The sequence below is a fragment of the Promicromonospora sp. NPDC023805 genome (assembly GCF_040639635.1).
Taxonomy (GTDB): domain Bacteria; phylum Actinomycetota; class Actinomycetes; order Actinomycetales; family Cellulomonadaceae; genus Promicromonospora.
In genome coordinates, this window is sequence record NZ_JBFAAH010000001.1 from 227,109 (window position 1) to 250,437 (window position 23,329).

The 23,329-nt window shown below is 71.7% G+C and carries 18 protein-coding genes; all 18 read right to left on the reverse strand.

Translation table 11 applies throughout. The annotated features are described in order from the left end of the window. Nucleotides 1–77 precede the first annotated feature (77 nt). The 18 genes from pyk to pafA all read right to left on the reverse strand — a co-directional run bounded on the left by pyk (nucleotide 78) and on the right by pafA (nucleotide 23,197). On the reverse strand, nucleotides 78–1,514 hold the full coding sequence (pyk, locus tag AB0F70_RS01000; protein ID WP_357442547.1) for a pyruvate kinase: 1,437 nt from the start codon (nucleotides 1,512–1,514) through the stop codon (nucleotides 78–80). A gap of 70 nt (nucleotides 1,515–1,584) precedes the next feature. Continuing rightward, on the reverse strand, nucleotides 1,585–3,063 hold the full coding sequence (locus AB0F70_RS01005; protein ID WP_357442549.1) for a glutamate synthase subunit beta: 1,479 nt from the start codon (nucleotides 3,061–3,063) through the stop codon (nucleotides 1,585–1,587). Next, nucleotides 3,056–7,627, reverse strand: coding sequence for a glutamate synthase large subunit (gene gltB / locus AB0F70_RS01010; protein WP_357442551.1), 4,572 nt, complete (start codon nucleotides 7,625–7,627; stop codon nucleotides 3,056–3,058). The genes AB0F70_RS01005 and gltB overlap by 8 nt, the downstream gene beginning before the upstream one ends. A gap of 114 nt (nucleotides 7,628–7,741) precedes the next feature. Next, complete coding sequence (gene lgt / locus AB0F70_RS01015; protein WP_357443564.1) at nucleotides 7,742–8,812, reverse strand: prolipoprotein diacylglyceryl transferase; 1,071 nt, start codon at nucleotides 8,810–8,812, stop codon at nucleotides 7,742–7,744. A gap of 50 nt (nucleotides 8,813–8,862) precedes the next feature. Next, nucleotides 8,863–9,807: a tryptophan synthase subunit alpha gene (gene trpA / locus AB0F70_RS01020; protein ID WP_357442553.1), complete on the reverse strand. Its 945-nt coding sequence runs from the start codon at nucleotides 9,805–9,807 to the stop codon at nucleotides 8,863–8,865. After that, the gene (gene trpB / locus AB0F70_RS01025; protein ID WP_357442554.1) at nucleotides 9,804–11,078 is read right to left on the reverse strand and encodes a tryptophan synthase subunit beta; all 1,275 of its coding nucleotides are present in this window, start codon (nucleotides 11,076–11,078) and stop codon (nucleotides 9,804–9,806) included. Before trpB ends, trpA begins: the two co-directional genes overlap by 4 nt. 11 nt (nucleotides 11,079–11,089) lie before the next feature. Continuing rightward, complete coding sequence (gene trpC, locus AB0F70_RS01030) at nucleotides 11,090–11,905, reverse strand: indole-3-glycerol phosphate synthase TrpC (RefSeq protein ID WP_357442556.1); 816 nt, start codon at nucleotides 11,903–11,905, stop codon at nucleotides 11,090–11,092. A gap of 185 nt (nucleotides 11,906–12,090) precedes the next feature. Further along, nucleotides 12,091–12,552: a DUF2752 domain-containing protein gene (locus tag AB0F70_RS01035; RefSeq protein ID WP_357442558.1), complete on the reverse strand. Its 462-nt coding sequence runs from the start codon at nucleotides 12,550–12,552 to the stop codon at nucleotides 12,091–12,093. Between the two features lie 13 nt (nucleotides 12,553–12,565). After that, nucleotides 12,566–12,886: a DUF4190 domain-containing protein gene (locus tag AB0F70_RS01040; RefSeq protein ID WP_357442560.1), complete on the reverse strand. Its 321-nt coding sequence runs from the start codon at nucleotides 12,884–12,886 to the stop codon at nucleotides 12,566–12,568. Nucleotides 12,887–12,890: 4 nt separating this feature from the next. Beyond that, the gene (locus AB0F70_RS01045; protein ID WP_357442562.1) at nucleotides 12,891–13,154 is read right to left on the reverse strand and encodes an HGxxPAAW family protein; all 264 of its coding nucleotides are present in this window, start codon (nucleotides 13,152–13,154) and stop codon (nucleotides 12,891–12,893) included. A 60-nt stretch (nucleotides 13,155–13,214) separates the two neighbouring features. Continuing rightward, nucleotides 13,215–13,865, reverse strand: coding sequence for a Trp biosynthesis-associated membrane protein (locus AB0F70_RS01050; RefSeq protein ID WP_357442564.1), 651 nt, complete (start codon nucleotides 13,863–13,865; stop codon nucleotides 13,215–13,217). Continuing rightward, nucleotides 13,862–15,478: an anthranilate synthase component I gene (locus AB0F70_RS01055; RefSeq protein ID WP_357442565.1), complete on the reverse strand. Its 1,617-nt coding sequence runs from the start codon at nucleotides 15,476–15,478 to the stop codon at nucleotides 13,862–13,864. The genes AB0F70_RS01050 and AB0F70_RS01055 overlap by 4 nt, the downstream gene beginning before the upstream one ends. 50 nt (nucleotides 15,479–15,528) lie before the next feature. Beyond that, on the reverse strand, nucleotides 15,529–15,927 hold the full coding sequence (hisI, locus tag AB0F70_RS01060; protein ID WP_357442567.1) for a phosphoribosyl-AMP cyclohydrolase: 399 nt from the start codon (nucleotides 15,925–15,927) through the stop codon (nucleotides 15,529–15,531). 70 nt (nucleotides 15,928–15,997) lie between these two features. Next, nucleotides 15,998–17,884 (reverse strand): ABC transporter ATP-binding protein, encoded by a 1,887-nt coding sequence (locus AB0F70_RS01065; RefSeq protein ID WP_357442569.1) that lies wholly within the window; start codon nucleotides 17,882–17,884, stop codon nucleotides 15,998–16,000. After that, nucleotides 17,881–19,785 (reverse strand): ABC transporter ATP-binding protein, encoded by a 1,905-nt coding sequence (locus AB0F70_RS01070; protein WP_357442570.1) that lies wholly within the window; start codon nucleotides 19,783–19,785, stop codon nucleotides 17,881–17,883. Before AB0F70_RS01070 ends, AB0F70_RS01065 begins: the two co-directional genes overlap by 4 nt. Nucleotides 19,786–20,019: 234 nt before the next feature. Beyond that, a complete protein-coding gene (hisF, locus tag AB0F70_RS01075; protein ID WP_357442572.1) occupies nucleotides 20,020–20,790 on the reverse strand; it encodes an imidazole glycerol phosphate synthase subunit HisF in 771 nt (256 codons plus the stop codon). After that, complete coding sequence (locus AB0F70_RS01080) at nucleotides 20,790–21,743, reverse strand: FKBP-type peptidyl-prolyl cis-trans isomerase (protein ID WP_357442574.1); 954 nt, start codon at nucleotides 21,741–21,743, stop codon at nucleotides 20,790–20,792. Before AB0F70_RS01080 ends, hisF begins: the two co-directional genes overlap by 1 nt. 92 nt (nucleotides 21,744–21,835) lie before the next feature. Further along, nucleotides 21,836–23,197 (reverse strand): Pup--protein ligase, encoded by a 1,362-nt coding sequence (gene pafA / locus AB0F70_RS01085; protein ID WP_357442576.1) that lies wholly within the window; start codon nucleotides 23,195–23,197, stop codon nucleotides 21,836–21,838. Between the last annotated feature and the right edge of the window lie 132 nt (nucleotides 23,198–23,329).

A 23,329-nucleotide genomic window follows, 5' to 3' on the forward strand; every position in this document is an offset into this window, starting at 1 on the left:
AACGAAAGTTGAGTGCGTGATTTTCGCCCTTCAAACGTGGTTTGAAGGGCGGAAATCACGCACTCAACTGGGTGGGACTAGTTCGCGCTTCGGCCGTCTACGTGCGAGCCGATGCGGTGCACCAGGATCGAGTTCGTCGTGCCCGGCACGCCCACCGGCGCACCCGAGACGACGACCACCAGGTCGCCCTTCTCGGCGAGGCCCTGGTCCTGCAGCGTCAGGTCGACCTGGTCGACCATCGCGTCGACGTTCTCAACCTTCGGCACGAGGTACTCGGTGGTACCCCACGTCAGGGCGAGGGTGTTGGCGACGTGCTGCTCCGGGGTGAAGGCGAGCAGCGGGATCGACGAGCGCAGGCGGGACATCCGGCGTGCGGAGTCACCGGACTGCGTGAACGTCACGAGGTACTTGACCCCGAGCGTCTCGCCGATCTCGGCGGCGGCACGCGTGATGGCGCCACCGCGCGTGTGCGGCGTGGAGCCGAGGGGCGCGATGCGCTCCCGGCCCGCCTCCTCCGTTGCCTCGATGATCCGGGCCATGGTCTCGACAGTGATGATCGGGTAGTCGCCCACCGAGGTCTCACCGGACAGCATCACGGCGTCGGCACCGTCGAGCACCGCGTTGGCGCAGTCCGAGGCCTCGGCGCGGGTCGGCGTCGGCGACGTCGTCATGGACTCGAGCACCTGCGTGGCGACGATGACGGGCTTGGCGTTGCGCCGCGCCATCTCGACGATCCGCTTCTGGACGAGCGGCACCTGCTCGAGGGGCATCTCGACCGCGAGGTCACCGCGCGCGACCATGACGCCGTCGAACGCGGCGATGATCTCCGCCAGGTTGTCGACGGCCTGCGGCTTCTCGATCTTGGCGATGACGGGGACCGTGCGGCCTTCCTCCTCCATCACGCGGCGGACGTCCTCGTAGTCCTTGGCGGACCGCACGAACGACAGCGCGATGAAGTCGGTGCCGAGCTTGAGCGCCCAGCGCAGGTCGGACTCGTCCTTGTCGGACAGGGCCGGGACGGACACGGCGACGCCGGGCAGGTTGATGCCCTTGTTGTTCGAGACGGGGCCAGGGACCTCGACCTCGGTGATGACGCGCGGACCCTCGACGGCGGTGACGCGCACGCGCACCTTGCCGTCGTCGATCAGCAGCGGGTCGCCGACCTTGGCGTCGTTCGGCAGACCCTTGTGGGTGGTCGACACGATCTCCCGGCTACCGAGGATGTCCTCGGTGGTGATGGTGAAGGTGTCGCCCTTGTTCAGGAAGTGCTTCTCGTCCCCGGCGAACCGGCCGAGCCGGATCTTGGGGCCCTGCAGGTCGACGAGTACGGCGACCGACTTTCCGGCCGCCTTCGCGGCCTCACGCACGTGACGGTAGACCGCCGCGTGCGCCTCCTGCTCGCCGTGGCTGCGGTTGATCCGCGCCACGTTCATGCCGGCGTCTACGAGTTCCCGAAGCTTCTCCGGCGACTCCGTGGCGGGTCCGATGGTGCACACGATCTTGGCTCTGCGCATGTCTCCAGCCTAGGCAGGTGGGCGCCGCAGCGCCCTGTGGGGGTGAACAACTCCCGGTGAAGTTCTCGGGTCACGACCGCAGAGCGAACGTGCGCGGACGCACCGGGGCAGGCAGCTCGGTGCTGCCCTGCAGGTAGGTATCAGCCGCGGCGGCCGCTGCGCGGCCCTCCGCGATGGCCCACACGATGAGGGACTGCCCGCGACCGGCGTCACCGGCCACAAAAACTCCGGGCAGGCTTGCAGCGTAGTCCTCGCCGCGGGCGACCAGGCCACGCTCGGTGACCTCGATGCCGGTCTGCTCCTCGAGCACGCCGGTCTCGGGGCCCGTGAAGCCCATGGCCACGAGCACGAGGTCCGCGGGGATCTCACGCTCGGTGCCCGGGGTGGCCGCACGGCGGCCGTCGGGCAGGTACTGGGTCTCCGCGACCTTGAGGGCGCGGACGTTGCCCTCCGCGTCGGCCACGAACTCGACGGTCGAGGCGAGGTAGGTGCGCTCGCCGCCCTCCTCGTGCGAGGTCGAGACCTCGAACAGGATGGGGTCGGTCGGCCACGGCTGGTTCGCCGGGCGCTCGGTCGGCGGCATCTTGCCGATGGCGAGCGTGGTGACGCTCGCGGCACCCTGGCGCAGCGCGGTGCCGAGGCAGTCCGAGCCGGTGTCGCCGCCGCCGATGATGACGACGTGCTTGGCCTCGGCCGACGGCGCACCCTCCGGCAGGACGTCCGGCGTACCGGCAGCGACCGCGTGGTTGGCGGGCGTCAGGTAGTCCATGGCGAAGTGGATGCCCGCCAGGTCCCGCCCGGGCAGCGCCAGCTCGCGCGGCACCGTGGCGCCCGTGGCGACCACGACGGCGTCGAACCGGCGGCGCAGGGCGTCCCAGCTCATGTCCTTGCCGATCGCCACACCGGTCCGGAACCGCGTGCCCTCTGCCTCCATCTGCGCCAGACGGCGGTCGATGTGCAGCTTCTCGAGCTTGAAGTCCGGGATGCCGTAGCGCAGGAGGCCGCCGACGGCGTCGTCCCGCTCGTAGACGACGACGGTGTGGCCCGCACGCGTCAGCTGCTGCGCCGCGGCGAGGCCCGCGGGCCCGGAGCCGACGACGGCGACCGTGGAGCCCGTGAGCCGCTCCGGCACGTGCGGGGTGACCAGACCGCGGGCGAACGCCTCGTCGATGATCGAGACCTCGACGTTCTTGATCGTCACCGCGGGCTGGTTGATGCTCAGCACGCAGGACGACTCGCACGGCGCCGGGCACACGCGGCCCGTGAACTCCGGGAAGTTGTTCGTGGCGTGCAGGCGGTCGATCGCGTCGGCCCACTGCCCGCGCCACACCAGGTCGTTCCAGTCCGGGATCAGGTTGCCCAGCGGGCAGCCCTGGTGGCAGAACGGCACGCCGCAGTCCATGCAGCGGCCGGCCTGCTCCTTGAGGAAGGCCTGCCCGTCCTCGCGGTGCGCGTGGGTGTCCTTCCAGTCGCGCAGCCGGACCTCGACGGGCCGGTTCGGCGGGAGCTCCCGCTCCCGGACCTTGAGGAATCCTCTGGGGTCAGCCACGTGCCACCTCCATGATCTGGTCCCAGACGGACGGGTCCCACTGGGTCTTTCCGGAGACGTCGGCGCCTGCGGCCTCCGCCTCGCTGAGTGCCAGGCGCACACGCGCCCAGCCGGGCGGCAGCATCCGGGTGAACCGGCCGCGTGCCGCGGCGGGGTCGGCGAGCAGCTCGGCCGCGACGGCCGACCCGGTCTCCGCATGGTGCCGCTCCAGGAGCCCGCGCACGGTCTCCCAGTCGGCGTCGTTCAGCGCCTCGAGGGCGAGCTCGCCCGCCTCGAGAGCCGCCTGGTTGACGCGCGAGACCCGCAGGTCCAGGAAGTACGCGGTGCCACCGGACATGCCGGCGCCGACGTTCCGGCCCGTGGGCCCGAGCACCAGCACGTTGCCGCCCGTCATGTACTCGCAGGCGTGGTCGCCCACGCCCTCCGCGACGAGGGTGGCACCGGAGTTGCGCACGCCGAACCGCTCCCCCACGCGACCGCGCAGGTAGACCTCGCCGGACGTGGCGCCGTAGCCGATGACGTTGCCGCCGATGACGTTCGCGCCGTCGAGCACGGACGCCTTGTCTGGGCGGACCGCTATGCGGCCGCCCGACAGGCCCTTGCCGACGTAGTCGTTGGCGTCGCCGAACAGGCGCAGGGTGATGCCGCGGGGCAGGAACGCGCCGAGCGACTGGCCGGCCGAACCGGTCAGCGTAACGGAGATCGTGTCGTCGGGCAGGCCGGCGCCGCGGTACCGCTTGGTCACCTCGTGGCCGAGCATCGTGCCGACCGTACGGTTCACGTTCCGGATCGGCAGCTCGATGTGCACCGCCTCGCCGCGCTCGAGGGCCGGGGCCGCCGCCTTGATGAGCTGGTTGTCCAGCGCCCTGGCGAGGCCGTGGTCCTGCAGCGTCGTGTGCCGCAGGGAGGAGCCCTCCTTGAGCTGCGGCTTGGCCAGCACCGGGGTCAGGTCGAGCCCCTGCGCCTTCCAGTGGTCGACGGCCTTGCGGGTGTCGAGCACCTGCACCTGGCCGACTGCCTCCTCGAGGCTGCGGAAGCCCAGCGCGGCGAGGTGCTCACGCACCTCCTGCGCGATGAACTCGAAGAAGTTCACGACGAACTCCGGCTTGCCCGTGAACCGGGCGCGCAGCTCGGGGTTCTGCGTGGCGACGCCGACCGGACACGTGTCCAGGTGGCAGACGCGCATCATGACGCAGCCAGAGACCACCATCGGAGCGGTGGCGAAGCCGAACTCCTCGGCCCCGAGCAGCGCGGCGACGATCACGTCGCGGCCGGTCTTCATCTGGCCGTCCACCTGCACGACTATGCGGTCGCGCAGGTCGTTGAGCACCAGGGTCTGCTGGGTCTCGGCCAGGCCGATCTCCCAGGGCGTACCCGCGTGCTTGAGCGACGTGAGCGGCGAGGCGCCCGTACCGCCGTCGTGCCCGGAGATCAGGACGACGTCCGCATGCGCCTTGGACACGCCAGTCGCGACCGTGCCGACGCCGAACTCGCTGACCAGCTTCACGTGCACGCGCGCCTCAGGGTTGGCGTTCTTCGCGTCGTGGATCAGCTGGGCCAGGTCCTCGATCGAGTAGATGTCGTGGTGCGGCGGCGGCGAGATGAGCCCGACGCCCGGCGTCGAGTGCCGCGTGCGCGCCACCCACGGGTAGACCTTGGGCCCGGGCAGCTGGCCGCCCTCGCCGGGCTTGGCGCCCTGCGCGAGCTTGATCTGGATGTCCGTGGCGTGCGTCAGGTACTCCGACGTCACACCGAACCGGCCGGACGCGATCTGCTTGACGCGCGAGCGGCGCTCGTCGTCGTACAGGCGCTCCGGGTCCTCGCCGCCCTCGCCAGTGTTGGACCGGCCGCCGAGGCGGTTCATCGCGATGGCGAGCGTCTCGTGCGCCTCGGCCGAGATGGAGCCGTACGACATGGCGCCCGTGTTGAACAGCTTCACGATCTCGCTGACCGACTGGACCTCGTCGATCGGCACCGGCTCGCGGTCAGGGCTGAAGCGCAGCAGGCCGCGCAGCGTCATGAGGCGGTTCGACTGCTCGTCGACGCGCCGCGTGTACTGCCGGAAGATGTCCATCCGGCCGGACCGCGTGGCGTGCTGCAGGCGGAAGACCGTCTCGGGGTCGAAGAGGTGGTCCTCGCCGTCGCGCCGCCACTGGTACTCGCCGCCCGTGGTGAGGCGCTCGCCGGGCTTCTTGTTGCCCGACGGCGGGTAGGCCTCGGCGTGGCGTGCCGCGACCTCTGCCGCGATGACGTCCAGGCCGATGCCGCCGAGCCGCGACGTCGTGCCGGTGAAGTAGTCCTCGACGAGGTCGTGGGACAGGCCGATGGCCTCGAAGATCTGCGCGCCGCGGTAGGACATGATCGTGGAGATGCCCATCTTGGACATCACCTTGAGCACGCCCTTGCCGAGCCCCTTGATCAGGTTGGCGACAGCCTTCTCGGGCGTGACGTCGAGGTAGCCGCGGCGGGCCAGGTCCTCGACGGTCTCCATGGCCAGGTACGGGTTCACGGCGGCAGCGCCGTAGCCGATGAGCAGCGCGACGTGGTGCACCTCGCGCACGTCACCGGCCTCGACCACCAGCGACACCCGGTTGCGGGTGTGCTTGCGCACCAGGTGGTGGTGCACGGCGCTGGTCAGGAGCAGGGACGGGATGGGCGCCAGCTCGGAGTTGGCGTCCCGGTCCGAGAGCACGAGGAAGCTCGCGCCCTCCTCCACGTACCGGTCGACGTCGGCGAAGATCTCCTCGAGCCGGTTCAGGAGGGCGGCGCCGCCGCCCGAGACCTCGTAGAGGCCCTGGATGGTCTCGGCCTGGAAGACGCCCTCCAGCTCCCGGTCGCGCTCGACGTGCACGACCTTGGCGAGCTGGTCGTTGTCCAGCACCGGGAAGCCGAGCACGAGCTTGCGCGCGTGCTCCGGGATGTCGGCGAGCAGGTTCGGCTCGGGCCCGATGGCGCTGCCGATGGCCGTGACGAGCTCCTCGCGGATCGCGTCCAGCGGCGGGTTCGTCACCTGCGCGAACATCTGCGTGAAGTAGTCGAACAGGAGCCGCGGGCGCTGCGAGAGCACCGCGACGGGTGTGTCGGAGCCCATGGCGCCGAGCGGCTCGCCACCCGTGGTCGCCATCGGCGACAGGATGATCTTGAGCTCTTCCTCGGTGTACCCGAAGGCGCGCTGCCTGCGCCGCACCGAAGCCGGGCTGTGCGCCACGTGCTCCCGGTCCGGCAGATCCTCGAGGCGGACCGAGTGCTCGCGGATCCAGTCGCCGTACGGGTGCATCGACGCGAGACCGGACTTGATCTCCTCGTCCTCGATGATCCGGCCGGAGCCGGTGTCCACGAGGAACATCTTGCCGGGCTCGAGGCGGCCCTTGCGGACCACCGTGGCGGGGTCGATGTCGAGCACGCCGGCCTCGGAGGCCAGCACGACCAGCCCGTCCTCGGTGACCCACCAGCGGCCGGGGCGCAGGCCGTTGCGGTCCAGCACGGCGCCGATCAGGGTGCCGTCGGTGAACGTGAGGGAGGCGGGGCCGTCCCACGGCTCGATGAGGTTCGCGTTGTACTCGTAGAAGGACCGCAGGGCCGGGTCCATGCTGGAGTGGTTCTCCCAGGCCTCCGGCACCATCATGAGCACGGAGTGCGGCAGGGACCGCCCGCTCAGGTGCAGCAGCTCGAGGACCTCGTCGAAGCTCGCCGAGTCGCTCGCGCCGGGCGAGCAGACGGGCTGCAGCGCCTTGAGGTCGCCGAGCAGCTCGGACTCCATGGTGCCCTCGCGCGCCGCCACCCAGTTGCGGTTGCCGCGCACCGTGTTGATCTCGCCGTTGTGGGCCAGCAGCCGGAACGGCTGGGCCAGGGGCCACGACGGGAAGGTGTTGGTGGAGAACCGCGAGTGGACCAGGGCGAGCTCGGTGGCGTACCGGGGGTCGGACAGGTCCGGGAAGAACGGCTCCAGCTGCGCGGTGGTCAGCATGCCCTTGTACGTGAGCGTGCGGGCGCTGAGCGAGGCGAAGTACAGCCCCAGCTCGATCTCGGCACGCTTGCGCAGGCGGTACGTGCGCCGGTCCAGGTCGATCCCGGACAGGCCCCGCGAGGGGTCGGCCACGACGATCTGCCGGAACACCGGCATGGAGGCGCGCGCCGTCGGGCCGACGATCCCGGCGTCCACCGGGACGTCGCGCCAGGCCAGGACGTCGAGCTTCTCCTCGGCGGCCAGCACCTCGACGCGGTGCACGATCGCTTCGCGCTCGGCGTCGTCGGTCGGCAGGAACGCCGTACCGATCGCGTACATCCCGGCGGGCGGCAGGTCGACGCCCACCACGTCACGGATGAACGCGTCGGGGATCTGGGTGAGGATCCCGGCGCCGTCGCCGCTGTCCTCCTCAGCCCCCACCGCGCCGCGGTGGTCGAGGTTCAGCAGGGCAGTCAGACCCGCATCGACGATGTCTCGTCCGGGCGTGCCACGCAGGGTCGCCACGAAGGCGACGCCGCACGCGTCATGCTCGGCCGCCGGGTCGTACAGGCCCTGTGCGGGCATCCCCACCTGTTGTGTCGGCAACGGCTTGGTCATGGGTCCTCACAGGCACCCGGCATGGCCGGGCGCAGTTCCTTGCGATGGTCCGGGACGACGGCGGCCCGGTCGGTCAGGGGGGCTCGTCGGCCGGTGGTCCCGGCGCCGTGCCCCTCAGGTGCGCGCGGAGCTGTCCGCGTCGGACTTCTCCACTGCTGCTGTCTTCACTTCCTCCGGCTCGGCGGCTGCCGCACCGGTCCCTGCACTTGCTGGGTCAGGCCCTGAGTCAGGCCCTGAATCAGACTCTGCATCAGGCTCCGGGTCGGCCGGACTCCCGGCCGACGGATCATCCCCCTCCGGCCGCAGCCGTACCGACTCTTCCCTGGTGGGGAACTTCCGAGCCAGCACCACCGAGACCACCAGGGCCGCGAGGCCCAGGAGGATCGACGTCCAGACGTTGAGGCGTAGCCCCAGCACCAGCTCCGCATCGTCGATGCGGAGCATCTCGATCCAGACCCGTCCGAGAGTGTAGAGCAGGACGTACGCCCAGAATACCCGCCCATGACCCAACTTGAACCGACGGTCTAGAAAGAGCAGAACCCCGGCCATCAGGAAGCACCACAGGAGCTCGTACAGGAACGTCGGGTGGAACAGCGTGCCCTCCGGGTACGCCACGCCAGTGGCAGGGTTCGACACCACGTGCTCGGCATCGATGCGCAGGCCCCAGGGCAGCTCGGTGGGCCGCCCGTACAGCTCCTGGTTGAACCAGTTGCCGAGCCGGCCCACACCCTGCGCGACCAGGAGACCCGGCGCGACGGCGTCGGCGAACGACGAGAGCCTGACGCCCTTCTGCCGGCAGCCCAGCCACGCCCCGACCGCGCCGAGCGCTATCGCGCCCCAGATGCCCAGGCCGCCCTCCCAGACGTAGAGCGCCGTGATCGGGTCGCCCCCACCCGAGAAGTTCTCGCCGAAGTACCGGTCCGGGGAGGAGAGCACGTGGTAGATCCGGCCCCCGACGATGCCGAACGGCACCGCCCAGAACGCGATCTCCAGGACGTCCTCCGGGTTGCCCCCGCGCGCCTTCCAGCGCCTGGCGGTCATCCAGAGGGCGATGGCGATCCCCGCGAGGATCGCCAATGCGTAGGCGCGCAGCGGGAAGATCCCGAGGTACCAGGTGTGCTCGGAGGGGCTGGGTATCTCGGTGACGATCCCTGTGACGACCTCGGTGACGGGCGCAGCGGGCAGCAACGCAGGCAGCTCGACGTACAGAGCGGCCGGCAGTGCGGTCAGCAGCGTCACAGAGCCTCTCCGGAAGTGGTCACGCCGCCGGGCACGGCGGCATCGGGTGTATCGGTGGGCGCGGTAGCGCGCGCCGACCGTACCCCGGCGGCGAGGTCCTCCGTCACCTCGGCCAGATTCGTGAGACGAACCGCCCAGTCGGCGTCCGTGAGCGAGCCGTCCGAGAGCAGCGGACGCACCAGCGCGGAGCCGACGATGACGCCGTCGGCGAAGCGACCCACCTCGGCCGCCTGCGCCCCGGTGGAGACACCGAGGCCCACGCAGACGTTGATGGCGCCAGCCGCGCGGGTGTCGGTGACGAGCTGTTCGGCGCGCGAGCCCACCTGGGTCCGCTCCCCCGTCACACCCATGAGCGACGCCGCGTAGACGAAGCCCCGCGTCGCGTCGACGGTGAGGCGCAGCCGTTCCGTCGTCGAGCTCGGGGCCACGAGGAAGACGCGGTCCAGGCCGTGCGCCTCGCTCGCGGCGAGCCAGTCGGCGGCCTCGTCGGGAATCAGGTCGGGCGTGATCAGCCCGGCGCCGCCCGCGGCGGCCAGGTCGCGTGCGAACGCGTCCGGCCCGTACTTCAGCACCGGGTTCCAGTAGGTCATGACCAGCACGGGGACGTGCGGCGCGTAGTCGGTCAGCTCCCGCACCACGCGGAACACGTCGGAGACCCGCGCGCCCGCGTCGAGCGCGCCCTGTGCCGCCTGCTGGATCACCGGCCCGTCCAGCACGGGATCGGTGTACGGGACGCCGAGCTCGATCACGTCGACGCCGTGGTCCACGAGCGTCTTGAGCGCCTCGATCGACCGGTCGACGGTCGGGTAGCCGACCGGCAGGTAGCCCACCAGGGCCGCCCGGTTCTCCTGCTCGCGCAGGTGGGCGATCAGGTCGCCCGACTGCCGTCCGGTGTGCGGCCCGGTGGCCGGCCCTGTAGCCGACTCAGTCACAGTGCTCATCCCCGGCCCTCCTGCCGTTCCAGCTCTTCGGTTGCCGCTCCCTGGTCGAGCAGCCCGAACCAGCGGGCCGCCGTCGCCACGTCCTTGTCACCGCGACCAGAGAGGTTCACGAGGATCAGGAGCGGCTCGCCGTCGGGCCCGGTGCGGCCCTGCTCCGCAGCCGCCTTGCCGACGCGCATCGCGCCCGCGAGGGCGTGCGCCGACTCGATGGCCGGGATGATGCCCTCGGTGCGGCACAGCAGGCGGAACGCCTCCATGGCCTCGGAGTCCGTCACCGGCTCGTAGGTGGCGCGGCCCAGGTCGTGCAGCCAGGCGTGGGCCGGGCCGACACTCGGGTAGTCCAGGCCCGCCGACACCGAGTGGCTGGGCAGGGTCTGGCCGTCGTCGTCCTGCAGCAGGTAGGACTTGGCGCCGTGCAGCACGCCGAGCGCGCCACCGCTGAACCGGGCGGCGTGGCGACCGGACTCGACGCCCTCGCCACCGGCCTCGAAGCCGCGCAGCTCGACGTCCTTGTCGTCGAGGAACGCGTTGAAGATGCCCAGCGCGTTCGACCCGCCGCCCACGCACGCCGCGACGACGTCGGGCAGGCGGCCGGCGCGCTCCAGGATCTGCTCGCGCGCCTCCTCGCCGATGATGCGGTGGAACTGGCGCACCATCTCGGGGAACGGGTGCGGACCCGTGACCGTGCCCAGGAGGTAGTGGGTGGACTCGACGTTGGCCACCCAGTCCCGCAGGGCCTCGTTGATCGCGTCCTTGAGGGTGCGCGAGCCGATCTTCACGGGCACGACCTCGGCGCCGAGCAGGCGCATCCGGGCCACGTTCAGGGCCTGGCGCCGGGTGTCCTCCTCGCCCATGTAGACCACGCACTCGAGGTCCATCAGGGCGGCGGCGGTGGCCGTGGCGACGCCGTGCTGGCCGGCCCCGGTCTCCGCGATGAGGCGCTTCTTGCCCATGCGCTTGACCAGCAGGGCCTGCCCCAGCACGTTGTTGATCTTGTGCGAGCCGGTGTGGTTGAGGTCCTCGCGCTTGAGGAACACACGCGCGTCGCCGGCGTGCGCGGCGAACCGCTGCACCTCGGTCAGCGGGCTGGGCCGGCCGGTGTACTCCCGGTGCAGGCGCTGCAGCTCGGCGGCGAACTCGGGGTCGTCGGCCGCCTTGCGGAACTCGGTCTCGAGCTCGTCGAGCGCCGCGATGAGCGCCTCGGGCACGAACCGCCCGCCGTACTCACCGAAATACGGGCCGGAGACGTCGGAAAGCTTCACGGAGGTCACCTCGGATCCCTTCAAGCCGGACGGACGGACCGCAGCGACGGGTGCGAGCCCGCTGCGACGAGGTCTGCCACCGAGGCGCGCGGCGCGCCGTCGGTCACCAGGGCCTCGCCCACCAGGACGCCGTCGGCGCCGGCGCGGGCCATCTCCATCACGTCGTGCGGTCCACGGATGCCGGACTCGGCGATCTTGATCACGTCGTCCGGGATGTACTCGGCGAGGCTGCGGAACAGGCCGCGGTCCAGCTCGAGGGTCTTCAGGTTGCGGTGGTTGACGCCGATCACGCGGGCGCCCGCACCGACGGCCCGGCGGACCTCTTCGAGGTTGTGCGCCTCGACCAGGGCGGTCATGCCGAGCGAGTGCACCCGCTCGACGAGCGACTCGAGCACGGTCTGCTCCAGGGCGGCGACGATGATCAGCACCAGGTCGGCCCCGTGCGCACGGGCCTCCCACACCTGGTACGGCGTCACGATGAAGTCCTTGCGGAGCACCGGGACGTCCACCCGGCCGCGCACGGCGTCCAGGTCCGCGAGGGAGCCGTTGAACCGGCGCTGCTCGGTGAGCACGGAGATCGCGGACGCGCCGCCGGTCTCGTACTCGGCGGCGAGCGCCGCCGGGTCGTCGATCTGCGCGAGCGAGCCCTTGCTCGGGCTCGAGCGCTTCACCTCGGCGATCACCGAAACGGCGTCCGCCTGCTTGAGACGACCGAGGCACTCGAGGGCCCCGGGCACCGCGGTGGCACGCTCCTTGAGCGCGTCGAGAGACACACGTGCCTCACGCTCCGCGAGGTCCTCACGAACCCCCGCGACGATGTCCTCCAGGACCGACATGTAATGAGCCTCCCGTGCCCTTGCTCTGCCCTCGTGCTACGCCTCGTACGCTTGCCGGGGCGATCGCCCCATGGCCATCGTAGGCGGATCCAGGGTGTGGTCCTGACCACTCCCGGACCGTGAGACGACGTCCCGTCAGATCCCGGGCCGGGAGTGGTCCGAGGACTCCCTGGGGATCGTCTGAGTCAGACCCACGGCGTCAGGTACGGCTGGAGCCACGGGAGGTTGCGTGCCACGAAGAACGTCAGCGCGACACCGAGGGTGACCCAGCCGGCGGTGCTGGACAGGCCCTTGACCGGCCGGCCGCGCGCGGCGGACACGAGCCACATCAGCCAGAGGACCACCACGACGGGGGCGGTCACGGTCCACAGCGCGTTCGCCGACCAGGCACCGGCCAGGTCGAGATGGGCCAGGTCGTGCGTGGCGCGCAGCCCGCCGCACAGGGGGCAGGCGAGGCCTGTCAGCTCCAGCAGCGGGCAGAACCCGTAGGAGCCGCGGACGTGGGGGTCGCGCAGTGCGAGCAGCAGCGTGGCCGCGCCGACCGCGGCGCCCGTGAGCAGCGGCGCCCGGAGCGCCGAGGGGACGGCGGGCCGGGCGCTGCTGCGGGTGGAGGAGTCGGGAGCCTCACTGGAGACCTCGCCGGACACCTCGCCGGAAACCTCAGGAATCGGGCCCACCCGCCAGGAAGCGGGCGATCACCAGCACGATGACCGCGGCCAGGACCGCCAGCGAGATCCAGCCCAGCACGACGCCGGTCATCGCCATGCGCTCGTTGTCCGCCTCGCCGGCCCGTACGGCCCGGCGGCCCTGGTTGCCGATGATGATGGCGGGGATTCCGGTGATGACGCCCAGCAGGAGGACAACCGACGCGATGCCCAGCACGAGCGACCAGGCACCCAGGTTGTTCCGGGGGTACGCGGCGGGCCGCGCGGGCATCGTGAGGTCGGTGGTCGTCTCCGTCGTCGTCCCGGTCGTCGTCATGGTGCTACCGCTGGACCTTCTTCTGGCCCATGCCGAGGTTGCGCAGCACCAGGCCGACGATCAGCGAGGCGCCGACCACGACCAGGCCGACCACGAACATGATCAGCCCCGCCGACGCCGACGACGCGGCCAGCACCATGCCGATCGCGGAGATGAGCGACCCCAGCGTGATGCCGGACATCGTGACCCACGCGGCGACCGTGTGGCCGTGGTTGGTCGCCGGGATGCCCGGCGGCAGGTAGGCGATCTCGGACTTGTTCTCGGTCATCGCAGGTGGGTGCCTTTCGTGTCGTGCGGTACGCGCTCAGCCTAACCGCTCAGGGTCAGGTCAGCGGCCCGTGGGGTCGTCGCCGCGGGACAGCGCGTCCCAGGCGTCGTGGGGGTCGATCTCGTCGTCCGGTCCGACGGCGGTGGCGTCGTCGGCGTCGTCGGAGGTTCGGGTGGTGGTGCTGGTGGTGCCGGCGCTCGTGCCGGTGGTGGCGCTGCCCGACGCCGCGGCGTCCGCGCGCTCGTGCCGGCCCGACGTCGCCGTCCAGCCGCGCGCCGCGATCGCGCCCCAGACCGCGACGACCACGGCGAGCACGCCCGTGGCGACCGCGGCCCACGGCCACGCGGTGAGCGTCACCGGTGACGTGAGCTCGGTGACGCCGCTCGTCGCGGACGCGGCGGCGGTGGCGGCGGGCGTGGGGTCGCCGACGACGACGAGCGTGCTCGCCACCACCAGCACCCCGGCCGCAGCCGCGACCAGCAGGGCAACGTACCGGGCGACCCGCCCGGTCAGCGCGCAGGCGATGCCAGCGGCCAGGAGCACGAGCGCGCCTGCGCCGACCCCCGGTGCGGCCGAGGTGCCGGCGGCGGCGACCGCCACCTCGGGCTCCAGGGCGGTGGCCACCGTGGTCGTCACCCAGGTGGGTGTACCAACGCCGAACGTAAGCCCGCCCAGGACCAGCAGTGCGAGGACGGTGCGGGTGCGCGTCACTTGTCGTCCCCGCCCTTCCGTAGCGGGGTCTTCCGCAGCGGCGCCAGGCGTGACGCGAGCTGGATGGCCCGCACCGCGGCGGCGGCCTTGTTGCGCGACTCCGCGTACTCCAGGGCCGGCACCGAGTCGGCCACGATGCCGCCGCCGGCCTGCACGCTGGCCCGGCCGTCGGCGATGTAGGCGGTGCGGATGGCGATGGCCATGTCCATGTTGCCGCCGAAGTCGAAGTAGCCGCACACCCCGCCGTAGATGCCGCGCGAGGCGGGCTCCAGCTCGTCGATCAGCGCGATCGCCCGGGGCTTGGGGGCGCCGGAGAGCGTGCCGGCCGGGAACGTCGCCCGCAGCGCGTCCAGGGCGCTGCGGCCGGCGCGGAGCCTGCCCACCACCGTCGAGCACATGTGCATGATGTGGCTGAACCGGCGCACCTTCATGAACTCGACGACCTCGACGCTGGTGGGCTCGCACACCTTCACCATGTCGTTGCGGGACAGGTCGACCAGCATGATGTGCTCGGCCCGCTCCTTGGGGTCGGCCAGCAGCTCCTCGCCCAGCTCGGCGTCTTCCTCCGGGTGGGCGCCACGCGGCCGGGACCCGGCGATCGGGTAGGTGGTGACGTGCCCGTCGTCCACCTTCACCAGGGTCTCGGGGCTGGAACCCACGACGGCGAACTCGGCGCCGTCCGGCTTGGCCAGGTGGAAGTAGTACATGTACGGGCTCGGGTTGATGGTCCGCAGCGCCCGGTAGACGTCGAGCGGGTCTGCCGGGCAGTCCAGGTCCAGGCGCTGGGACAGCACCACCTGGAACACCTCGCCGTCGCGGATCGCCTCCTTGCCCGCCAGCACCGCGTCCTCGAACTCGCCCTGGGTGGAGCGGAACTCGAGCTGCGGCTCGGGGCCCTCGACGACGACGGAGGTGACGCGCGGCCCGGCCGTCGCCAGCTGCGCCGCCATGGCGTCGAGCCGGGCGACGGCGTCCGCGTAGGCCTCGTCGACGCGCTCGTCGGTGGCGTCGGCGTTGATCGCGTTGGCGACCAGCCACACGGTCCCCTCCCGGTGGTCCACCACCGCGAGGTCGGTGGCGAGGCACAGGGCCAGCTCGGGCGCGCCCACCTCGTCCGGGGCGGTCGCCGGGAGCGTCGGCTCCCAGTGGCGCACGATGTCCCAGCCCAGCACACCCGCCAGGCCGCCGGTGAGCGGGGGCAGGTTGGCCACGCCGGGCGTGCGGAGCGCGACGAGAGCGGCCTCGAGCACGTCGACGACGTCGCCCTCCGTCGGGACCCCGACGGGCACGTCGCCGGTCCAGACGGCGCGGCCGTTGTCGCTGGTCAGGGTCGCGCGGGACGCGACGCCGACGAACGACCAGCGCGCCCACACGCCGGACTCCGCCGACTCCAGGATGAAGCTGCCCGGCTTGCTCTGCGCGAGCGTCCGGTAGAGGCCGACCGGCGTGGCGTCGTCGGCCAGCAGCGGGCGGACCACCGGGATCACCCGGCGGTCGGCGGCCATCTCCCGGAACTCCGGCAGGCTCGGCCAGGTGCGACCCCAGGGCAGGTCGGCGGGCGCGGTCGCCGCGCGGGCCTCGTGGGGATCGAGCTGGGTGTCGAGCTGGGTCACCGGTGCTCCTGGTCTCGCTGGTTGGATCGCTGGTTGGATCGCTGGTTGGATCACTGGTTGGTGTCCTGCGGCGTGCCGTCGTGCCGGTCCCGTTCGCCGACCACGGCGCCGAGGTCGCCCCCGGCCTCGAAGCAGGTCCGGCTGCCCGTGTGGCACGCGGCGCCCACCTGGTCCACCCGGACGAGCAGGGCGTCGCCGTCGCAGTCCATGCTCACGGCCTTGACGTACTGGGCGTGCCCGGACGTGTCGCCCTTGCGCCAGTACTCCGAACGGCTCCGGGACCAGAAGGTCACCCGGCCCTCGGTGAGCGTGCGACGCAGGGCCTCGTCGTCCATCCAGCCGACCATGAGCAACTCGCCCGTGTCGTGCTGCTGCACGACGGCGGCGACCAGGCCGGCGTCGTCGCGCTTGAGTCGGGCAGAGATCGTGGGGTCGAGAACTTCGGGCACCCGAGAATCCTGCCACGTCGCGGGCCGACGGCGGTGTGATGTCCGCCGCCGGCGCGTGTCGAGGGTGGTCCTATCGGGTCTGGGCGACCCAGCTCGCGTGCATGCGGGCGTAGATGCCGTCCGCCGCCGCGAGCTCGTCGTGCGGGCCGACCTCGGCGACGTGGCCCTCGTCGACCACCACCACCAGGTCGGACGCCTCGGCGGTCGAGAGCCGGTGCGCGATGGTGATCGTGGACCGGCCGGCCGTGAGCGAGTCCAGGGCCCGCGCGATGCGGACCTCGGTAGCGGGGTCCACCGCCGACGTCGCCTCGTCCAGCACGAGCAGGTCCGGCTGGGCGAGGTAGGCACGCGCGATCGCGACGAGCTGCCGCTCCCCCGCCGACAGCGACTCGCCCCGCTGGCCCACCTCGGTCTCCAGCCCGTCGGGCAGGTCGGCGACCCAGTCGGACAGGCCGAGCTCGGCGAACGCCTGCTCGACGGCGGCGCGGGTGTCCGCCCCGGTCTCGACGGTCTCGGCCGACGACGGCGGGGTTTCGGTCAGCGAGCCCCGCAGCCCGTACGCCGCGTTCTCCAGCACCGTCCCGTCGAACAGGAAGCCCTCCTGCGGCACCAGCACCACCCGCTCGCGCAGCGACGCGAACGCCAGGTCGCGCAGGTCCACGCCGTCCAGCTCGACGGCGCCCCCCGTCGGATCCATGAGGCGCGTGACGAGCTTCGCGATGGTCGTCTTGCCGGACCCGGTCTGCCCCACCACCGCGACCTTGGTGCGCGGCGGCAGGTCGAGCGTCACGCCGTGCAGCACCTCGGGGCCGTTCGGGTAGGAGAACCGGACGTCGCGCAGCGTCACCCGGGCAGGCCCGCGCTCCTGCGTCACCGCGTCCGGCTTCTCGGCCACCTGCACCGGGGTGTCGATGACGGCGATGACCCGGCGCCAGCCGGCCACCGCGTTCTGCAGCTCGTTGAGGATCTCGGTGGCCATCTGCACCGGCCCGGTGAACAGCTGCACCAGGAACAGGAAGGCCACGAGCTGGCCCGCCGTCAGGCCGCCCCCGACACCGAGCAGCGTCCCGACGACCACCACTATCGCCAGCACGATGTTCGAGATCAGCACGCCCGACGAGAACGTCGCCGCGACCAGGATCTGCGACCGGGCCTGCGCCCGGCGGGTGTCCTCCACGGCGACGCCGATGCGACGTCCGGTGCGCTCCGACACGCCGTACGCGCGCACCGTCTCGGCACCCACCACGGCCTCCGAGATCGCGCCGAGCATCGCCCCGACCCGCTCGCGCACCAGCGTGTAGGCGCGGTTCACGTACTTCTGCCCGAACCGGATCACGAGGAACATCGGGATGAAGGCGACCCACACCACCGCCGTCAGGATCGGCGAGTAGACGAGCATCAGCCCGGTCGCCACCACGATCTGCAGGGCGCTGACGAGCAGCATGATGCCGCCCCACTGCACGAACAGCGACACCGTGTCGACGTCGTTGGTCACGCGCGAGACCAGCGCGCCCCGGCGCTCGGTGTTCTGCGTGAGGGTCGACAGGTCGTGCACGTGCCGGAACGCCTTGACGCGCAGCGTCGCGAGCCCGGCCTCGGCCGAGCGGAACAGGCGCACGTTGACGAGCGCCGCGCACAGGCCTGCCAGCACGAGCGCGCCCGCGGCCAGCGACGCCAGGAGCGCCACCCGGCCCACCTCGGGTCCGGCGTCGGCAAGGATGCCGACGTCGATGGTCTGCTGCACCGCGAGCGGCACCACCACGCGGCCGACGGCGGCGAGCGACGCCAGGCCGAGCGTCAGCCACATGCCCCTGGCGATCTCCGGGCTGATCTCGATGCCCCGGCGCAGCGTCGCGAACACACCGAGGTTGCTCGTCGACTCGATGCGGGTGCCGTCGGCGTCGAGCAGGTCCTCCGGCACGTCGGTCGCTTCGCGCTCGTCCGTCGCCGCGGTCATCCGGCCACCTCTTCCAGCTTCTCGTCCAGCACACCGGCGGCAGCGGCGTCGGCCCGTTCCTGCTCCCTGCGTTCTGTCTCGACCTCGTAGGCCGTGGCGAGCTCGCGGTAGCCGGGGTCGCGCGCCATGAGCTCGTCGTGCGTCCCTGCGTCGACCACGCGGCCACCCTCGACGTGGATGACGCGGTCGGCGAGCGCCACCGACGACATCCGGTAGGCGACCATGATCACTGTGGTGCCCGGCGGTTGCCCGGGGTCCGCGCCGGTCCCGGTGACGGCGCTGTCAGCAGCCTGGTCGGCAGCCTGGTCGGCGGCCCGCTCGTCGGCCCGGTCCGCGAGTCCGCGCAGGATCTCCTGCTCCACGCGCGGGTCGACGGCGCTGGTCGCGTCGTCGAGCACGAGGAGGCGAGGGCTGCGTACCAGGGCGCGCGCTATCGCGAGGCGTTGCCGCTGGCCGCCGGACAGGTTCGCGCCGCGCTCGCCGAGCGGCGCGTCGAGGCCGCCGTCGAGCTCGCGCACCGTGTCCGCCAGGCGGGCGAGCCGCAGGGCTTCCCAGACCTCGCCGTCGGACGGCGCGCCGGGCGCTCCCTCGTCCGCGAGGGTCACGTTGGCGCGCACCGTGTCCTCGAAGATGAACGTGGTCTGGGTGACGAACGCGACCTGGGCCGGGATCTCGCCCTCGGCGAGCGTCCGCGCGTCGGTGCCGTCGAGCAGCACGCTCCCCCGTGTGGGGTCGGACAGCCGGGCCAGGAGGCTCACCAGCGTGGTCTTGCCGGCGCCGGTGGTGCCGACGACGGCGACCGTCGTGCCGGGCTCGACGTCCACAGCGACGTCGTCGAGCAGGGTGATCGAGCCGCCGCGCGCCCCGCTGATCGCGGGTACGTCGACGCCCACGCCGTCGAGGCGGACGGCGAGACCGGGCTGGCCGGGTGTCCGGGGCAGGCGGGCGTCACCGTACTCGAGGGCGCCCGTCGAGTCGACGACCTCCGCGATGCGCTCGTAGCCGACCAGGGCACGCGGCAGCTCGCCGAGCACCCAGCCGAACGCCTGCACGGGCACCGTCATCATCGTGAGCAGGTAGGCCGCGGTGACGATGTCCCCGGGGTCGACGTCACCGGTGGACATGCGCCACGTGCCGACACCGAGCACCAGCAGGGTGCCGACCGCAGGCAGGGTCTGGATCACGGGGTCGAACAGGGAGCGCACGATGCCGACGCGCACGTTCGCGGCGCGCAGCTCCTGCGTGCGGGCGTCGAACCGGTCCTCCTCGCGGTCCTCGGTGCCGAGCGACTTGACGAGCAGCGCCGCCTCGAAGCTCTCGTGCGCCGCGTCGGCGACGTCGCCGCGCAGGCGCTGCGCCCGGGTGACCGCTGGTGACATGTGCCGCTGGTAGACGGCGTTCACGCCCACCGTGACGGGGATGACGGCGAGCGCCGCGAGGGCCAGCCAGGGGTCGATCGTCAGGAGCAGGACGATCGAGACGCCGATCATGACCACGACACCGAGCGCGAACGGCAGCGGGTTGAAGACGCCGGTGGCCGCCTCGGTGTCCGAGGTGGTGTGGTTCAGGAGCTGGCCGGCCGGGTGCGCTCGGTGCCACGAGGCGGGCAGGCGCAGGTACTGGCGGGTCAGCGCGGTGCGGTGGCCTGCCTGGATGCGGACGAAGCCGAAGCCCGCCCAGATGCGGCGTGCGGCGACCGACACGGCGAGCGACAGTGCGACGGCGGCGAGCACGAGGCCGCCGAGCCAGACCCGGTCGCGGGCGACCTCGTCACCGGCGATCGCGGGGACGACTACGGAGTCGGTGGCCCAGCCGACCGCGCGGCTCACGCCGACGGTGAGGGCGCCGAACATCGCCGATGCGCCGACGGCCAGGGCGTAGATGCCGGGGTGGGCGCGCATACCGCGCCACATGAGTGCGAGCGACCGGCGTACACGAGAGCCGGTCAGGGCCATCGGTCTGGATCGCGGGGCGTCTGGGGGCACGGAAAGACCTCGCTTCCTCGGGGACAGCAGAATTTTCTCACGGCACGGGAATCGATTCGACAGTTTTTCGCCGCGGGCGTCGTCGACGTTAGGACCTCGACATTGGTTGAGGTCAAGGAGGGGGTCCGGTGCCCCGTTGGTCGAGCAGCGTCAGCGGACGTCGAGGCCCGCCGCGCGCATGGTGTCCTTGACCTGGCCCACCGTCAGTACGCCGAAGTGGAACACCGACGCCGCGAGGACGGCGTCCGCCCCGGCCTGCGCCGCCTCCACGAAGTGCTGGGGCGTGCCCGCACCGCCGGACGCGACGAGCGGTACGTGGACGCGCTCCCGCACGGCGCGGAGCATCTCCAGGTCGAAGCCCGCGGTGGTGCCGTCGGCGTCCATCGAGTTGAGCAGGATCTCCCCCGCCCCCAGCACGGCTGCCTTCTCCGCCCACTCGACGGCGTCGATCCCGGTCCCGCGCCGTCCGCCGTGCGTGGTGACCTCGAAGCCGGAGGGGGTGGTGACGTCGCCAGTGACGCGCCGCGCATCGACGCTCAGCGTCAGTACCTGCGAGCCGAACCGGTGGGCGATCTCGGCGATCAGCTCGGGCCGCGCGATCGCGGCGGTGTTCACGCCGACCTTGTCGGCGCCCGCGCGCAGCAGCCGGTCGACGTCGTCGGTGGAGCGGACGCCGCCGCCCACCGTGAGCGGTACGAACACCTGCTCGGCGGTGCGGCGCACGACGTCGACCATGGTCTCGCGGTCGCCGGACGAGGCAGACACGTCCAGGAACGTGAGCTCGTCGGCGCCCTCGGCGTCGTACCGGCCGGCGAGCTCCACCGGGTCCCCGGCGTCCCGCAGGTCGGCGAAGTTGACGCCCTTGACCACTCGGCCCGCGTCAACGTCCAGGCACGGGATCACGCGGATCGCGACGGACATCAGCCCTCCTTCTTCTTGGGTTCTTCCTCGGTTCCCGCCTTTTGGGGGTCGAGCTTGTGCGCGTCGAGGATGTCGACCACGTACACCACCGTCTCGCCGGCAAGCTGGCTCTTGGTGTTGGCATGGCCCGCCTGCGGCGGCACCACCAGCATCACCTGTGAGCCGACGGTCTGTTCCAGCAGCCCCTGGTCCCAGCCCTCGACCAGCTTGCCGATCCCGATCTCCGCGGACTGCGGCGGAGTGTCTTCCGTCCACGTCGTGTCGACCACACCACCGTCGCTCCAGCGCACGGCGGTGAACTCCACGGTGACGATCTGGCCGGCTCGCACCTGCTGCCCGGACCCGCGGATCAGCGGGTGCACGGCCAGCTCCGGCGGCGGCTCGACGCCGCGCGGGACGCGTACTGTCGGCGCCCCGAGGTCGTCGAGGCCTACCTGCGGCAGGTTCTTGCCCGGCGCCTCCCCCGCGACGCCGGACGCGCGGACCGGCAGCACATCGACGACCAGCAGCACCGGGACACCGTCCTGCTCCTCCATGAGCGTGATCCGTGCCCCGACGCGCTGGCCCTCTAGCGACTCGAAGAGGTGGCTGCCGAGCGACTTCTCGGTCATCGTGTACGCCGCGGGCGCGGTCTGGAACGTGTTCTGCAGCTCCGTGCCGTCCCTGCCGTCCTGCGCGTAGAGGTTCAGCAGCACCGGGTCGTCACGCTCCAGCACGTCCCCCGTGCCTGGCCAGACCGTGCGCGAACCCGACTGCACGACGGCGAACGGCTTCTTGTACTCGAGCGTGGGCGGGGCGCCGCTCGTACCCTTGACCTGCAGCGGCGCCTGCGATGCGGTGGACGTCGGCGCGGGGCCGACCTCCACCGGCAAGGACGCGGGCGCGCACGCCGTGGTCACCGCCACCGCCGTCGCTGCCAGCGCACCGACGATGACGCGTAACCAGGAACTCACCAGCAGATTCTCCCACGACGCGACAGCGCCCCCAGAACGACCGGTGCCCCGGGACCCGACCCTGTGGCCGCTCCCGGGGCACCCGTCGGTGCTCACATGCTCTCGATGAGGCGCTCCACCCGGTCGTCGACACTCTTGAACGGGTCCTTGCACAGCACCGTGCGCTGCGCCTGGTCGTTCAGCTTGAGGTGCACCCAGTCCACCGTGTAGTCCCGGCGGGCCTCCTGGGCCGCCCGCACGAAGTCGCCGCGCAGCTTGGCCCGGGTGGTCTGCGGCGGCAGGGCCGTTGACTCGAAGACCTCCAGGTCGGTGGTGACCCGCTCGACCATGCCGCGGGCCGCGAGCAGGTTGTACAGGCCCTCGGTGCGGGAGATGTCGTGGTAGGCCAGGTCGAGCCGGGCGATGCGCGGGTCGTCGAGGCCCATGCTGTGCTTCTCCTGGTACCGCCGGATGAGCTTGAGCTTGATGGCCCAGTCCAGCTCCCGGTCGATCAGCGACAGGTTCTCCGCCTCCAGCGCACGCAGCCCGCGCTCCCACAGGTCGAGCACCTGCTTGACCACCGGCGTGACCTCGAGGTTCGCCTCCACGAGCTCGCGGGCGCGCTCGTAGTACTCCGACTGGATCTCGATGGCCGTCATCGTCCGGCCGTTGGCCAGCGTCACGGCGTGCTTGCCCGTGCGGTCGTGGCTGATCTCCCGGATGGCGCGGATCGGGTTCTCGAGCGTGAGGTCGCGCATAGGGACCCCGGCCTCGACGAGCCGAAGCACCAGGTCCGTCGAACCCACCTTGAGCATCGTGGTGGGCTCGGCCATCGAGGAGTCGCCGACGATGACGTGCAGCCGGCGGTACAGCTCGGCGTCGGCGTGCGGCTCGTCGCGCGTGTTGATGATGGGACGCGACCGCGTGGTCGCGCTGGAGACCGCCTCCCAGATGTGGTCGGCGCGCTGCGACAGGCAGAACACCGCGCCGCGCGGCGTCGAGAGCACCTTGCCCGCCCCGACCAGGATCTGCCGCGTGATGAGGAACGGCACGAGCACGTCGGACAGCCGCGAGAAGTCTCCCGACCGCCGCACCAGGTAGTTCTCGTGACACCCGTAGGAGTTGCCCGCCGAGTCGGTGTTGTTCTTGAACAGATGGATCTTGCCTGGCAGGTCCTCGTGCTCGAGGCGCTGCTGCGCGTCGGCCACCAGGCCTTCCAGGATGCGTTCACCGCCCCGGTCGTACGAGACGAGCTGGCGCACGTCGTCGCACTCCGCCGTCGCGTACTCGGGGTGCGACCCCACGTCGAGGTAGAGGCGGGAGCCGTTCCTCAGGAACACGTTCGAGGAACGGCCCCACGCCACCACCTTCCGGAACAGGTAGCGGGCGACCTCGTCAGCAGACAGGCCACGCCCGTCGTCGGCAGCGCACGTCACGCCGTACTCGGTCTCGAGACCGAAGATCCTGCGGTCCATGGACTTCCCCTCCCTGTTCGCGGAACGTGCTGCTATCGGTCGGCGCCAGGCGAGTCGCCGGGGGTGCCCGGCCCCTCGTCGGGCTTTTCCTCGCTCGGGGACTCGTCGGTGGTGTCGTCCGCCGGGGCTGTC

Coding starts and splice junctions, on each gene's coding strand:
- pyk (WP_357442547.1), bottom strand. CDS start 1,514: ATGCGCAGAGCCAAGATCGTGTGCACCATCGGACCCGCCACGGAGTCG.
- gltB (WP_357442551.1), bottom strand. CDS start 7,627: ATGACCAAGCCGTTGCCGACACAACAGGTGGGGATGCCCGCACAGGGC.
- trpA (WP_357442553.1), bottom strand. CDS start 9,807: ATGAGCACTGTGACTGAGTCGGCTACAGGGCCGGCCACCGGGCCGCAC.
- trpC (WP_357442556.1), bottom strand. CDS start 11,905: ATGTCGGTCCTGGAGGACATCGTCGCGGGGGTTCGTGAGGACCTCGCG.
- AB0F70_RS01040 (WP_357442560.1), bottom strand. CDS start 12,886: ATGACGACGACCGGGACGACGACGGAGACGACCACCGACCTCACGATG.
- AB0F70_RS01045 (WP_357442562.1), bottom strand. CDS start 13,154: ATGACCGAGAACAAGTCCGAGATCGCCTACCTGCCGCCGGGCATCCCG.
- AB0F70_RS01065 (WP_357442569.1), bottom strand. CDS start 17,884: ATGACCGCGGCGACGGACGAGCGCGAAGCGACCGACGTGCCGGAGGAC.
- AB0F70_RS01070 (WP_357442570.1), bottom strand. CDS start 19,785: ATGCGCGCCCACCCCGGCATCTACGCCCTGGCCGTCGGCGCATCGGCG.
- hisF (WP_357442572.1), bottom strand. CDS start 20,790: ATGTCCGTCGCGATCCGCGTGATCCCGTGCCTGGACGTTGACGCGGGC.
- pafA (WP_357442576.1), bottom strand. CDS start 23,197: ATGGACCGCAGGATCTTCGGTCTCGAGACCGAGTACGGCGTGACGTGC.